Raw genomic sequence first — 13,298 nt, forward strand, 5'->3', positions numbered from 1 at the left:
AATTGTCTAACTTTTTGGGGTCAGTACATTTTAGCTCCTTTTTTGTATGAAAGAAGGTATTAAGATGAGTGGATTTTTAATAGGGATTGTTATAGGTGCTGTGATAATCTATTGTGGAATTCATTATGTGAGAAAAGTTGAAAAGCGTTCTTTTTTAAGTTATCTAATGGAACGATTACTCTTTCTATTTGTCAAACCACTGATTTATTCAAAAGATAATCCAGAAAAATTTGAGCAAGAATTAAATAAATTGGCCAAGGGAAATGACATTCCTATCACAAATCCAAAGAAATACATTAAAGTAGATGTCCAAGAAAAAGATGTAGATGGCATGCAAGTGTTTGTGTGGAATGACAAGAAAGACGCTAATCAAAAAGTAATTCTATTTTTACATGGTGGAGCGTATGTACAGCAACCATTGATGGGGCATTTTACCTTGGTGAATAAAATAGCACAGGCGATAGATGCAAAAGTGGTGTTTCCAATTTATCCAAAGGCTCCAAAGCACCAATACCGTGAGACGTATGAAAAGTTAGAAAAGTTATATCGTGGACTTTTAGAAGAACATACAAATCCGAATTCTATTATTTTCATGGGGGATTCTGCTGGAGGTGGACTCTCATTAGGATTTGCGATTTACTTAAAAGAACTTTCGCTACCACAGCCAATGGAGATCGTCCTGTTTTCTCCTTGGGTCGATATTGCAACGGATAATCCTGAAATCGCCTCTTATGAACCATTTGACCCAATCCTTAAACAGAGTGGGATTCATGAAGTGGCAAAATTGTGGGCAGGAGACGACTTGAAGCAACCGCTAGTGAGTCCGCTATTTGGAGACTTGTCTGGACTAGGGAGAATCAGTATTTATATTGGGACGCATGATATCCTTTATCCAGATAATCGATTGTTACATGAAAAGCTTCTTAAAGAAGGAATCGAACATCGATATATTGAACGTGAAAAGATGAATCATGTGTATGTGGGGCTCCCGATTAAAGAAGCTAGAGTCGATATTCAAGAATTAATTGAAGAGTTGAGAAAATAAGGAAAGCAATGTTCCATTTGGAGCATTGCTTTTTGTTTTTCAAAAAGTTATCGATTTTTCCTATAGCTTTTTGGAGTACATTTGTAGTGTTTTTTAAATTGTCTAAAAAAATAACTCGTGGAGGGAAATCCCGATTCAAGAGCTATACTTTCTAGTGTTAAGTCAGTAGATGTCAATAACTCAGTTGCTTGAAGTAATCGACGTTCTAACAAAATTTCTTGGAAACTTTTCCCAATACTTTTTTTAAGCATATTGCTTAAATAATTAGGATTATAGTTAAAGTGTTTGGCAACTGTTTCTAGTTTAAGCTCTTTAAAATGAAAATCAATATAAGCTAGAACCTCATGTATTTGAATTCTTGAAGAGAGGTAATTTTGAGTTGCGTTTTGGCTATATATTCGAACTAATTCTAATAGAATCAATTGAATGTAGTGTGAAAGAAATTCAGAACCTTGGCGTTGGTAAGACCAATACTCAGCTAAGAGTAATTGAACTAGAGAGTGGATAGCTACGCTTTCTGTTGTGTCAAAAACAACATATCTATCATGACTAGTTTGTTCATTAAAAATATCGGTCAATAGACTGGCTTCTAAACTAGTTATATTTTGCTGTTTAAATAGAAAAAGAGAAGAAAATGTTTCTTCGTTTATTAGTATGTTTATTAGGATATCTTCTTCGCCTAAAGCATCAATAGAGTGGGGGACATCTCTATCTAATACGCATAAACTTCCTTTGGAAAGATGAATAGTTTTTCCGTTGATTTGTTGTGTACAGTTTCCAGAATAAACATATGTTATTTCAATAAAATCATGTAGATGTTCAATCATTGGGGCGAATCTATTGTGTTTGTTAATATAGATGTTTTCTCCGTCACGGAAAAATAGTGATTTTGGGAAACGAAAAATATTAAATTGGGGATCGACATAGGTATCAAAGTTTTTGTCAGCTCTAGAAATATCATTCACAGATTTACCTGTTTCACGTTGTTTTTTCTCAAATACATTAATATGACGTAAATAAATTTCTAATTCTTCTAAATTCATATAAACCCCCGCTTAATCTGTAGATAGTTCATTATAACCTGTTTTTAATGCATTGTGAATATATTTGTTTCCAGGTAGTATAAACCTGTAAACGCTTTTAATTAATAGAGAAGGGACAGAAAAATAATGACAGAAAAAAAAAATTTATCAAGCGTTCCAATTGGAGAAAAAATAACATATGGATTTGGTAATTTAGCAGCCAATCTGATGATTACAACAGCAAATGGCTTTATTACTTATTTCTATACAGATGTTGTAGGGCTAACAATTTCAGTAGTGGGGTCGATTTTATTATTTGCTCGAGTATTTGATGGAATTACTGATATTCTAATGGGCGCGGTTGTTGACCGTACATCAACTGCAAAAGGAAAGGCTCGTCCATGGATTAAACGAATGATTATTCCATATGCTTTGGCTCTTATTCTTTTATTTACTTCCCCATCGTTCTTACCGCAAGAAATGAAGGCTTTTTATGCATTTGCTACGTATGTTATTGCTTTAGCAGGTGTCTATACAATGACAATGGTACCTTATAATACTATGTTAGGAACTACAACTTCTGATTCGAAAGAAAGAGGATTCTTATCAACGTCAAGAACGATTTTTGGATTTATAGGAGCGTTTTTAGTAAACGGAATCGTATTAAAAGTTGTTGGCATGTTTGGTGAAGTAACAGACGCATCATCTTGGACAAAAATGGCTGCAGTTTTTGCTCTCGTGTCTGTAGTATTATTAACAATTCTTTATAAAAATTCAAAAGAACGTGTTTTAGAAACAAACGAAGCTTATGTAGCAGAACAAGTTGAGAAAGTACCAGTTATGGATAATGTAAAAGCATTATTTAAAAATAAATATTGGATTATTATGATTTCAACAATGTTAATTGGGTTTATTAGCGCAGGGTTAGGTGGTATTAATATTTACTATGCACAATATATCCTCGGAGATATTGAAAAAGTAGCGGTTATCGGGATGTTATCGTTTGCGCCGATTATCGTAGGGTCATTCTTTACGCCAATTATTATGGCTAAAATGTCAAAACGTAATGCTATGATTTTAGGAAACCTAATTGTTATTTTAGGAACAGTAATTTTAGCATTATTCCCTGAAAATTATGATCTTATCAAAGTAGGATTAATTGTTCGTGGTCTTGGTTTAGCGCCAACAGCAGTTGCAAGTTATGCAATGCTAGGGGATGTAGCAGACTACGGTGAATGGAAAACGGGAATTCGTTCAGATGGATTAATTTTCTCAGCTGGAACTTTTGGTGAAAAAGTTGGTTCAGGTTTAGGAGGATTATTGATTGGTATTGTAATGTCAATCGGTGGATACGTAGCTGGTGCAGCGGTTCAAACACCAGGGACGATTTTTGCAATCAAAGCTTTATTTGCATATATCCCAATTTTACTAGGTGTGATTTCAATTGTATTAATGTTCTTCTATGATTTAGATAAAAAATTGCCTGAGATTGTAAAGAATCTTCAAGAACGTTCGCAAGGCCTATCAAAATAATAAGATGTTAAGGGAGAGGCAAAATGCATTCTCCCTCATTCTGCTATAAGGAGATAAAGATCATGAATTTAAAAGAAAAACCATTTTATTTAGATGACTCTGCTGTTGAATGGGTAAACAAGACTCTAGAAAAATTAACTGAAGACGAAAAAATCGGACAATTATTCTTTCCAATTGGATTTTCTAATGAAAAAGAATATTTGAATCATTTAATCGATCTAGGTGTTGGAGGATTATTTTTTAGACCTGGAGAGGCTAAAGAGGTCCAACAAGTATATGAATATATGCAAAGAAATAGTAAAGTGCCTTTGTTAACAGCTGCTAACTTAGAAGATGGAGGAAATGGAGCATCCGTCGAAGCAACTGCTTTTGGGAATCAAATGGCAGTTGCTGCAACAAATCGAACAAGTGATGCATATACATTAGGGAAAATTGCTGCAACAGAAGGAAAATCAGTAGGTGTAAATTTTGGATTTTCACCGGTTGTGGATTTAGATTTAAATTTTAGAAATCCAATTACAAATGTTCGTACATATGGAAGTGATGTAGAACGAGTAATTAAGAATGCTAAAGAGTATATTCAAGCCTTTCATGATAATGGAAGTATGACGTCTATAAAACATTTTCCTGGAGATGGGGTGGATGAACGAGATCAGCATTTACTTACTTCCATTAACTCTTTGTCAGTAAATAACTGGAGAAAAACTTTCGGTAAAGTGTATCAAGAGTTAATAGATTTTGGTTCGAAAGCGGTCATGGTTGGACATATTGCTTTTCCTGCATACTCAGGGGATAACATGCCTGCAACATTAAGCCCGAAACTAATTAATGATTTATTGAGAACTGAACTTGGGTTTAATGGGCTTACGATTACAGATGCAACTCCTATGGTCGGATTTTGTTCGGCTATGAAGAGAAGTGAAGCAGTACCATATACCATTCAAGCAGGTTGTGACATGTTATTATTCAACCGTGTTTTAGAAGAAGATATCCAATATATGAAAGAGGGTTTAGCAAAAGGATTACTTACAAAGGAAAGATTAAATGAAGCAGTTACCCGTATTTTAGCAACTAAGGCATCGTTAGGGCTACATGAAACTATAAACCATGGAAGTGCATCCTTCGAAGATTATAAAAAAGAACAACTAGATTTAGCGGATCGTTCTATCACTTTTGTAAAAGATACACAAAATATGCTTCCGTTAAATCTTGAGAATCATAAAAGAATTCTTCTACAATTATTAGGTTCGTTTGACTCAAACGAACGAGTGTTAAAGAAAGTAATAGAGGAATTAGAGAAACGAGACTTTGAAATTACAGTATATGAACCTGAAACAGACCTTTTCGATTTAGGGACAGTAGCTTCATTTTCAAATGATTTTGATGCAGTGCTGTACATCGCTAATATACAGAATGCTAGTAACCAGACTGTAGCTCGAATTCATTGGCATACATTATTTGGTTTAGGGAATAACATGCCTTGGTTTACAAAAGAGGTTCCTACTGCTCTCATTAGTTTTGGGAATCCATACCATTTGTATGATTTACCAATGGTTGAAACGGTGGTTAATGCTTATTGTAACTACGATCATTTTATTGAAATGGCTATTAAGAAATTAACTGGCGAAAGTTCATTTAAAGGTGTAAGTCCAGTAAATGCATTCTGTGATAACAGTCTGTTGGAGGGATTAAAAAATGAAGATTAGTCATTTAAAAGTGAATGGAGTGGAGGCTCCATTAGGGTATCGATTTGAACACTTAACTTTTTCTTGGAGACTTAAAGGGCAGTTAGAAGAATCAGTGGAATGCAGAGTAGAAGTTTCTAAGGCAGAGACATTTTCTGAAATTTTATGGAGTGGAACAACTAAGAGTAGCTTTAACATCATTTCTACCGATTCTAATTTTCTGGAACCAAAAACAAAATATTATTGGAGAGTATGCTTTAGCAATCTTGAAGCTGTTAGTACTTTTGAAACTTCAAAAATGAATGAACCATGGAAGGCTAAATGGATTTCGTACAAAGGAGAAACAAAGGAGTCTATATCGTTCTCCAAGAAATTCTCGTTCTCAAAGGAAGTCAAGCAAGCACGATTATATACTGTGGCACATGGCTTATATGAAGTAGCTATAAATGAAGTGAAATTGGGTGAAGAATATTTATCGCCTGGTTATCATAGCTATGATTTATTGCAACAATATCAAACTTATGATGTAACAGAGTGTTTAATAGAAGATACTGAGGTTTCATTTGTTGTAGGAAACGGTTGGTATCGTGGTCGTTTTCTTTTTGAAGGTGGTTTTGAAAATATTTACGGGAATAAGCAAAAGTTAATTGCAGAGTTACATGTTGAATATACAGATGGAACGCTGGAACAATTTTATTCTGATGAAACGTGGATAGTAGAAACAAATTATATTCAAGGAAACTCTATTTATGATGGAGAAATAATTGATTACCATAGTGAAATAAGTACGTTAACAACTGAAGTTATTGATGTTACTACATCATTGTTAACACCACGTTTGGATTTGCCTGTTGTAGTAGTAGAAGAACTTTATCCACGCGTATTTTTTGATACAAAAAATCAAATGATTCTAGATTTTGGTCAAGAAATAACAGGATGGATATTCACGAAATTGCTTGAAGATAAAAAGAGCGTAAGATTTCAATTTGGAGAATTATTACAAAATGGGGCATTTTATACGGAAAATCTTAGAACTGCCAAACAGGAATTTGTAATAAAAAATGCCAAAAAAGGTGTGAAAGTGCGTCCACATTTTACATATTTTGGATTCCGTTATGTAAGAGTAGAAGGGCTAACTCAGGATGAAGCAGTTTTAGTGGTAGCCCAAGCGCTGCAAAGTAAGATGGATGAAACGTTTGAATTTAGTTCATCTAATGACAAATTGAATCGATTACTAAGTAATATTCGTTGGAGTCAAAAAGATAATTTTCTAAGTATACCAACTGATTGTCCACAACGAGATGAACGTATGGGGTGGACAGGAGATTTAACAGTTTTTTCAAATACGGCTTGTTACAACATGGAAACAAGAGCCTTTTTTGCACACTTTATGGAAAATCTGAAATTAGAGCAAAGTTTACTTGATGGGGCTACACCTTTTTTTGCTCCGGTTCCAAAAGTAGATGATGCAAAAAATCCATTTTTATCAAATGCAGGAGCAGCAGTTTGGGGAGATGCTGCAACATTTATTCCGTATAATCTCTATCGCCATTTTAGAGATAAAGGGTTATTAAAACAATATTTGAGATTAATGACAGATTGGGTCGATTGGATTTATCGACAAGATGAAGCTCGTGGTGGAAATAGACTATGGGACTTTGGTTGGCAATTAGGAGATTGGTTGGCGTTAGATAGTGGCATTAAAGGCTCAGTATTTGGTGCGACAGATTCTGCGTTGATTGCTTCTGCTTATTATTATATTTCAGCAGATTATACTTCAAAAATGTTGTCTGTGTTGGAAGATAACCGAAGTGAATTTTATCGAACTTTAGCAAAAGAAGTACGCAATAAAATAATTCATACCTACTTTAATGGAGATGAATTAAATACAAATCCAGTGACGCTGCAATCAGAGGTTGAAAATATCCGTCAATCTATGGCACAAAATTATGGAGGAGTTACAATTCCGACTGCAATCGATACTCAAACAGGATTAGCGGTATTGCTTCGTCATGGATTGTATCCAAATGAAGTTGCACGAGACAAACTGGTAAAACGACTTCAAGAAAAAATGGATGAGCATAATGGATATTTAACAACTGGTTTTGCAGGAACTGGAGATTTACCACATGCGTTACTAGACTCAGGGTTACGCGAAGAAGCTATAAATCTGTTGCTTAAAAAGGAAACGCCAAGCTGGTTATTTGAGGTTGAAATGGGCGCGACTACGACCTGGGAACGATGGGACTCTATCCTTCCTAATGGCGAAATTAGTGGTACTGATATGAATAGTTTAAACCATTACGCTTATGGCGCAGTTGAAGATTTCATCATAGAAAAACTGATTGGTATTCAGCTGCCAAATGTGTTGGATGACACAGAGACATATCTAATTCAACCAAACTTTACAAAACGTCTAGAATGGGTGAAGGGAGCTCTTCAAACTGCTAATGGTGAATTATCAGTTTCTTGGAGACTCAGTGGCGATGACGTGTTAGTAGATATTGTAATACCCGGACGTACAATTGCCAAATATGTATCCACAAATGGAGATGAAATCTACCTTAACCCGGGTCATAATAAAATGAAAGATGTGATTGTATAATGAAAGGTGTATTGTTTGATTTAGACGGTATCGTTACAGATACAGCAACTTATCATTTTTCTGCGTGGAGTCGTCTGATAAAAGATGAGTTTGGACTTACGTTGCCGGAAATTGTTGAAGAACGTACCAAGGGTGTCAGTAGAGAGGATTCGTTACGAATTATTCTTGAGGAATTGGATCTATCTCTAGATAAAGATAGATTTCAGTATTTAACAAATAGGAAAAATCAATGTTATATTGAATCGCTTAATCAATTGACGAGCGAGGATATTCTGCCAGGTATTTTTAAATTAATAGAAGAATTAAAACAAAAAGGTATAAAAATAGCATTGGCTTCAGCAAGCCATAATGGTCCTTTTATCCTTGAGAAAATTGGATTAATTGATTCTTTTGACACTATTGTTGATCCTGGAAAATTATCTAGAGGCAAACCTGACCCTGAAATATTTGAAGTTGCTTCTGCACAATTAGGTTTAGCACCCAAGGATTGCGTTGGTATTGAAGATTCGATTGCAGGTATAAAAGCTATTAATAGTGCAGGAAGTTGTTCTATAGGAGTTGGAGACGATAAACTTTCTGAAGCTTTTCAGAGAGTTACAAGCACAAAAGAACTAAGTGTTACACTACTTCAAGAATCCTGGAATAACTTTGTAAATGATAAACTATAAAGATAAAGAGCTGTTCTTTTTAGGACAGCTCTTATTTATTTCGTATCTGTGAGGGAAGTTTCCCAAACTTTTCTTGGAATTGCTTATAAAAGTAAGTTTTGTTGGAGTAACCCACTGTTTGACAGATTTTTTCGATTGAGAAGGTGGTTGATTTTAATAGCAATTGAGCCATCATTAACTTCTTCTGGTTGAGGAGTTCGGTAAATGTAGCATTTCCTTTTTCCTTAACCAGGTTACTTAAGTAGTTTTTATTAAAGTTCAATTGCTTAGCGGCCTGAGAAAGGGTCAAAGTGGAGTATTCTTGGTCGATTAATTCGAGTACTTGTATATATGGGTCATTCGTAGCACGAACGGTATCGCTAAGAGTTGGCAATGAACGAGCAAGCTCGAAGAGGAGAATACTTAAGTAATGTTCCAAGATATGGTTGGAAAATGGTTTTGGATCAAAGTATTCATTTAGCATTAATTCGATGATGCTCTTTGATTTCTTCGTTTGGTCCAAGCGAAGAACAATAAAGTTTTCCGCTGATTGAATATGCGTATGACTTTTTAGGAGAAATTGATACAAAATGCTATTTTGGCCCTGCAGTTCCTCCAAATTTTTCAATGAAATTTGAGTATCTTTAAAAACGATATTAATTAGCAAATCGTCTTCGCCAAGCGCTTCGATTGCATGCGCGCTCCCGGCATCCATCAATAAGATGTCCCCCTCGTAAAAAGTATAGGGATTGTCGTTAATAATTTGTTGGCATTGCCCCTTCAACACATAGTTTAATTCCAAAAATTGGTGAGTGTGTTTTGGATACGGAGCATAACGATTATGTTTGCTGATATAGATCGAGCGATTGGCTAGAAATAAATCGTTTGTCAGACGCGGAAGGCCCGCTTTTTGTCTGACATAATCGGGAATGTGTTTTCCAGTTTCTTTTTGCTGTGATTCAATGGCTGTTTCTTGGGTTAAATAATCGATAATTGAAAGCATTTTCTTCTCCTGTATATTTGATACGATTTGGATAACTTGTTGTTATTGTAGCATAAGTCAAAACATAGTTAAATGAATTTGATAGAACCGTAAAGGAGTGAAGTTATGAGTGCGCATGTAGCAGTAGATATCGGTGCTTCGAGTGGACGTGTCATTGTAGCAGAATATGAAGACAACCATTTCGAAACTAGCGAAGTCCATCGCTTTAAAAATGGCTTCGGGCAAGTAGACGGACATGATCGATGGAATATTGATGACTTGTTTCAAAATATTTTGATAGGTTTAGCAAAAGTAAAAGAGCATGGCATTGAGGAATGTACGCTTGGAATCGATACTTGGGCAGTCGATTATGTTCTGGTAAAGGAGGGAAAAAGATTAGGACATCCAATTGCATATAGAGATTCGCGTACACAAAAGGGTGTAGAAAATGTCTTTGCGAAAATTACCAAAGAAGACCTTTATTCAAAAACAGGAATTCAATTTCTGCCGTTCAATACGGTATTCCAATATGCATCTGAGGAAAGCGACGTGTTACGAAATGCAGAGAAGAGCTTACTGATTCCGGACTACCTAGCATATCAGTTAACAGGCGTTATGGTTGCAGAAGAAACAAACGCTTCAACGACTCAATTATTAAATCCGTATCACAAAATTTATGATGTAGAGTTGCTTGAAATTGCTGGAGTAACACCTCATCAATTACCAGAGTTAGTAGCTGCAGGAACGTATATTGGGGATGTGACTGATGCCTTAAGAGCAGAGTATGATTTTCCCGTAACACATGTATATGCGGTAGCAACACATGATACAGCATCAGCGGTTGTAGGCGTCCCAGCTATAAATGAGCATTTTGCATATATTTCAAGTGGAACTTGGTCATTAATTGGAACGGAGCTAAAAGAACCGCTCATTACCGCAGAAACGCAGAAGCAAAATTATACCAATGAATGGGGAGCTTACGAGACGATTCGCTTCTTAAAGAACATCACAGGAATGTGGAGTATTCAAGAGATTGCTCGTATATTGAACTACCAATATTCCTATCAGGAAATGGCTGATGCTGCAAAGAAAGTAGCTCCATTTGAACAATTTATTGATTTAAATGATGAAAGATTTACCAATCCCAAAAATATGATTGAGGAAATTCAAGTTTATTGTAAAGAGACTCATCAGACAGTTCCGGAAACCGTTGGCGAACTTACTATGTGCGTGTACTCGAACCTCGCATTACTATATGCCTTTGAATTAGATCACTTAGAAAGACTTGTTGGATATTCTTTTGACACAATTCATATAGTAGGTGGAGGATCGAATGTATCCATTCTCAACCAATTAACAGCTACTGTTACAGGAAAAACTGTTGTGGCAGGACCAGGAGAAGCAACAGCTTTAGGAAATTTATTAGTACAAATGATTGCGGATGGGAAACTTGAATCCCTGCAGCATGCTCGTCAGTTCCTAAAAGAACAAATCGAATTAAATATCTTTGAACCAGAAGAACATAAAAACAAACAACTATTACAACAATGGAAACAAATAACTGAAAGAGGGAAGAAATATGACTAATTCAGCGGTAAAACAAGCGTATGAAGTTGCGAAGAAGAGATACGCAGAAATTGGTGTCGATACTGACGCGGTTTTGAAGAAATTACAGAACGTTAAAATTTCTATGCATTGCTGGCAAGGGGACGATGTTCGCGGATTTTGGAATGCAGACGGAGAGTTAACGGGTGGAATTTTATCAACAGGCAATTATCCAGGAGCGGCAAGAACACCTGAAGAATTAAGACAAGATATTGAAAAAGCATATTCTTTAATTCCTGGAAAACATAAATTAAATTTACATGCTATTTATCTTGATACAGATGAAAAAGTAGATTTGAATGAAATCGAACCACGCCATTTTCAAAAATGGGTGGATTGGGCTAAGGCACATCAAGTAGGGTTAGACTTTAATCCAACATTCTTTTCGCATCCAATGATGAAAGATGGTTTTACACTTGCAAGCTCTGACCCAGAAGTGCGAGCATTTTGGATTGAACATGGGAAACGGTCACGTCGTGTGGCAGAATATTTCGGGAAAGAACTCGGTGAAACTTGTTACACAAATTTCTGGGTGCCGGATGGATTCAAAGATAATCCTGTTGACCGCTTAGCGCCTCGCAAACGTTTGATGGAATCACTTGATGAAATCTTTAGCGAAGAAATCGATGAGCGCTATAACAAGGATGCTGTAGAAAGTAAGTTATTCGGTATCGGAGCTGAAGCTTATACAGTGGGCTCTCACGAATTCTATATGGGATATGGTCTCACACGTGGAAAAATGATTTTATTAGACGCTGGACATTTCCATCCAACAGAAACCATTTCTAATAAATTATCTTCGCTTGCATTATTTAGTAAAGGCGTTATGCTTCATGTTTCAAGACCCGTGCGTTGGGATAGTGATCATGTAGTAATTATGGATGACGAGCTTCAAGAAATTGCAAAAGAAATCGTTCGTAATGATTTGCTCGATAAAGCGGTTATCGGATTAGATTTCTTTGATGCGACGATTAACCGTATCGCAGCTTGGGTTGTTGGGATGCGTAATACTCAAAAGGCATTATTAAAAGCTTTATTAGAGCCAACAGAAGATTTAAGAGCTATTGAACTGGAACAAGATTTAACCAAACGATTAGTCGTGACAGAAGAATTGAAAGACTTCCCGTATGCTGATGTTTGGAATTATTTCTGTGAAATCAATGATGTGCCTATCGGACTTGCATGGTATAATGAAGTCAAAGCATACGAAGAACAAGTTTTATCAAAAAGAAATTAAGGGAGAATTGAAAAATGACAAAATTTATTGAATCACCAGCTGTAAAAAAATTATGTGAACTGACAAAAGAATCGTACTTACGTTACTGGGATGAACGCAATGGCGGGAACGTGTCAGTACGCTTGGAAGCGAGCGAAGTAGAAGGCTATGAAGACGTAAAAGAAGTGAAACGTGTCCTCGACTTAGGATTCGACGCTTCAACACTTGCGGGCTACTATTACTTAGTAACCGGTACAGGCCGTTACTTCAGAAACGTGACAAACCAACCGCTTCTTGATTTAGGTTTAGTTCGTATTTCAGAAGACGGACAAAAAGCAGAATTGTTATGGGGATTTGAAGATGGCGGAAAACCAACTTCAGAATTCGCGAGCCACTTAATGAGCCATATCGAACGACTCAAAGTGAATCCAAATCATAAAGTGGTCTTCCATTGCCACCCAACAAACCTTATCGCATTAAGCTTCACACAACCATTAGACGAACGTCATTTATCAAGACTTCTTTGGAAAATGCAAGCTGAATCCATCGTTGTCTTCCCAGAAGGAATCGGCGTGATTCCTTATATGACACCAGGAACGAACGCGATTGGGGAAGCAACAGCTGCGAAAATGGCAGAGTTCAGAGCGGTGATTTGGCCACATCATGGATTATTTGCATCAGGCGATACACTTGATGAAACATATGGATTAATTGAAGTCATCGAAAAAGCAGCGATGATTTACTCTCAAGTAGGTGCACAAGGTGGAAAAATCTTACAAGAAATTACAGATGCGCAATTACAAGAAATTGCGGAATACTTCCATATGACTCCGCACGAAGGATTCTTAGACCTATAAAGATAAATAGAGCAAAAAGCAAGTCTAACGAAGGACTTGCTTTTTTTCTTCAAGTCTCCATCCATGTACAATTGTCCAGAACTGGTGTAAAATAAAGAGGT

10 protein-coding genes are annotated in these 13,298 nt (G+C 36.1%); 8 read left to right on the top strand and 2 right to left on the bottom strand.

What is annotated here, in order from left to right:
* Positions 1–64: 64 nt before the first annotated feature.
* Positions 65–1,045, top strand: a complete 981-nt coding sequence (locus HMPREF3103_RS04300; RefSeq protein WP_168132823.1) for an alpha/beta hydrolase — start codon at positions 65–67, stop codon at positions 1,043–1,045.
* 47 nt (positions 1,046–1,092) lie between these two features.
* Here the strand turns inward: HMPREF3103_RS04300 and HMPREF3103_RS04305 are convergent, their stop codons facing one another.
* The gene (locus HMPREF3103_RS04305; protein WP_070437483.1) at positions 1,093–2,088 is read right to left on the bottom strand and encodes an AraC family transcriptional regulator; all 996 of its coding nucleotides are present in this window, start codon (positions 2,086–2,088) and stop codon (positions 1,093–1,095) included.
* 126 nt (positions 2,089–2,214) lie between these two features.
* Between HMPREF3103_RS04305 and HMPREF3103_RS04310 the strand changes: the two genes are divergently transcribed.
* From HMPREF3103_RS04310 to pgmB, 4 genes are all read left to right on the top strand, one after another.
* On the top strand, positions 2,215–3,600 hold the full coding sequence (locus tag HMPREF3103_RS04310; RefSeq protein WP_070437486.1) for an MFS transporter: 1,386 nt from the start codon (positions 2,215–2,217) through the stop codon (positions 3,598–3,600).
* A gap of 62 nt (positions 3,601–3,662) precedes the next feature.
* Positions 3,663–5,306 carry a glycoside hydrolase family 3 protein gene (locus HMPREF3103_RS04315; protein ID WP_083278732.1) on the top strand — a complete coding sequence of 548 codons (1,644 nt, stop codon included), beginning with the start codon at positions 3,663–3,665 and terminating at the stop codon, positions 5,304–5,306.
* Positions 5,296–7,890, top strand: a complete 2,595-nt coding sequence (locus tag HMPREF3103_RS04320) for a family 78 glycoside hydrolase catalytic domain (RefSeq protein ID WP_070437489.1) — start codon at positions 5,296–5,298, stop codon at positions 7,888–7,890. Before HMPREF3103_RS04315 ends, HMPREF3103_RS04320 begins: the two co-directional genes overlap by 11 nt.
* Complete coding sequence (pgmB, locus tag HMPREF3103_RS04325) at positions 7,890–8,558, top strand: beta-phosphoglucomutase (protein WP_070437492.1); 669 nt, start codon at positions 7,890–7,892, stop codon at positions 8,556–8,558. Before HMPREF3103_RS04320 ends, pgmB begins: the two co-directional genes overlap by 1 nt.
* A 31-nt stretch (positions 8,559–8,589) precedes the next feature.
* Here the strand turns inward: pgmB and HMPREF3103_RS04330 are convergent, their stop codons facing one another.
* Positions 8,590–9,540 carry an AraC family transcriptional regulator gene (locus HMPREF3103_RS04330; RefSeq protein WP_070437495.1) on the bottom strand — a complete coding sequence of 317 codons (951 nt, stop codon included), beginning with the start codon at positions 9,538–9,540 and terminating at the stop codon, positions 8,590–8,592.
* A 105-nt stretch (positions 9,541–9,645) separates the two neighbouring features.
* Here HMPREF3103_RS04330 and rhaB point away from each other — a divergent pair, with 105 nt between their 5' ends.
* The 3 genes from rhaB to rhaD are packed head-to-tail and all read left to right on the top strand — an operon-like array spanning position 9,646 to position 13,197.
* On the top strand, positions 9,646–11,106 hold the full coding sequence (rhaB, locus tag HMPREF3103_RS04335) for a rhamnulokinase (protein ID WP_070437498.1): 1,461 nt from the start codon (positions 9,646–9,648) through the stop codon (positions 11,104–11,106).
* Positions 11,099–12,361 (top strand): L-rhamnose isomerase, encoded by a 1,263-nt coding sequence (gene rhaA, locus HMPREF3103_RS04340; RefSeq protein WP_070437501.1) that lies wholly within the window; start codon positions 11,099–11,101, stop codon positions 12,359–12,361. Before rhaB ends, rhaA begins: the two co-directional genes overlap by 8 nt.
* Before the next feature lie 14 nt (positions 12,362–12,375).
* A complete protein-coding gene (rhaD, locus tag HMPREF3103_RS04345; RefSeq protein ID WP_070437504.1) occupies positions 12,376–13,197 on the top strand; it encodes a rhamnulose-1-phosphate aldolase in 822 nt (273 codons plus the stop codon).
* Positions 13,198–13,298 lie beyond the last annotated feature (101 nt).

This window comes from Granulicatella sp. HMSC30F09 (assembly GCF_001806915.1).
Lineage (GTDB): Bacteria > Bacillota > Bacilli > Lactobacillales > Aerococcaceae > Granulicatella > Granulicatella adiacens.

Bases quoted from the DNA above. Each gene is read 5' to 3' on its own strand.
- HMPREF3103_RS04330 (WP_070437495.1), bottom strand. From the start codon at position 9,540: ATGCTTTCAATTATCGATTATTTAACCCAAGAAACAGCCATTGAATCA.
- rhaB (WP_070437498.1), top strand. From the start codon at position 9,646: ATGAGTGCGCATGTAGCAGTAGATATCGGTGCTTCGAGTGGACGTGTC.
- rhaA (WP_070437501.1), top strand. From the start codon at position 11,099: ATGACTAATTCAGCGGTAAAACAAGCGTATGAAGTTGCGAAGAAGAGA.
- HMPREF3103_RS04305 (WP_070437483.1), bottom strand. From the start codon at position 2,088: ATGAATTTAGAAGAATTAGAAATTTATTTACGTCATATTAATGTATTT.
- rhaD (WP_070437504.1), top strand. From the start codon at position 12,376: ATGACAAAATTTATTGAATCACCAGCTGTAAAAAAATTATGTGAACTG.
- HMPREF3103_RS04320 (WP_070437489.1), top strand. From the start codon at position 5,296: ATGAAGATTAGTCATTTAAAAGTGAATGGAGTGGAGGCTCCATTAGGG.
- HMPREF3103_RS04300 (WP_168132823.1), top strand. From the start codon at position 65: ATGAGTGGATTTTTAATAGGGATTGTTATAGGTGCTGTGATAATCTAT.
- pgmB (WP_070437492.1), top strand. From the start codon at position 7,890: ATGAAAGGTGTATTGTTTGATTTAGACGGTATCGTTACAGATACAGCA.
- HMPREF3103_RS04315 (WP_083278732.1), top strand. From the start codon at position 3,663: ATGAATTTAAAAGAAAAACCATTTTATTTAGATGACTCTGCTGTTGAA.
- HMPREF3103_RS04310 (WP_070437486.1), top strand. From the start codon at position 2,215: ATGACAGAAAAAAAAAATTTATCAAGCGTTCCAATTGGAGAAAAAATA.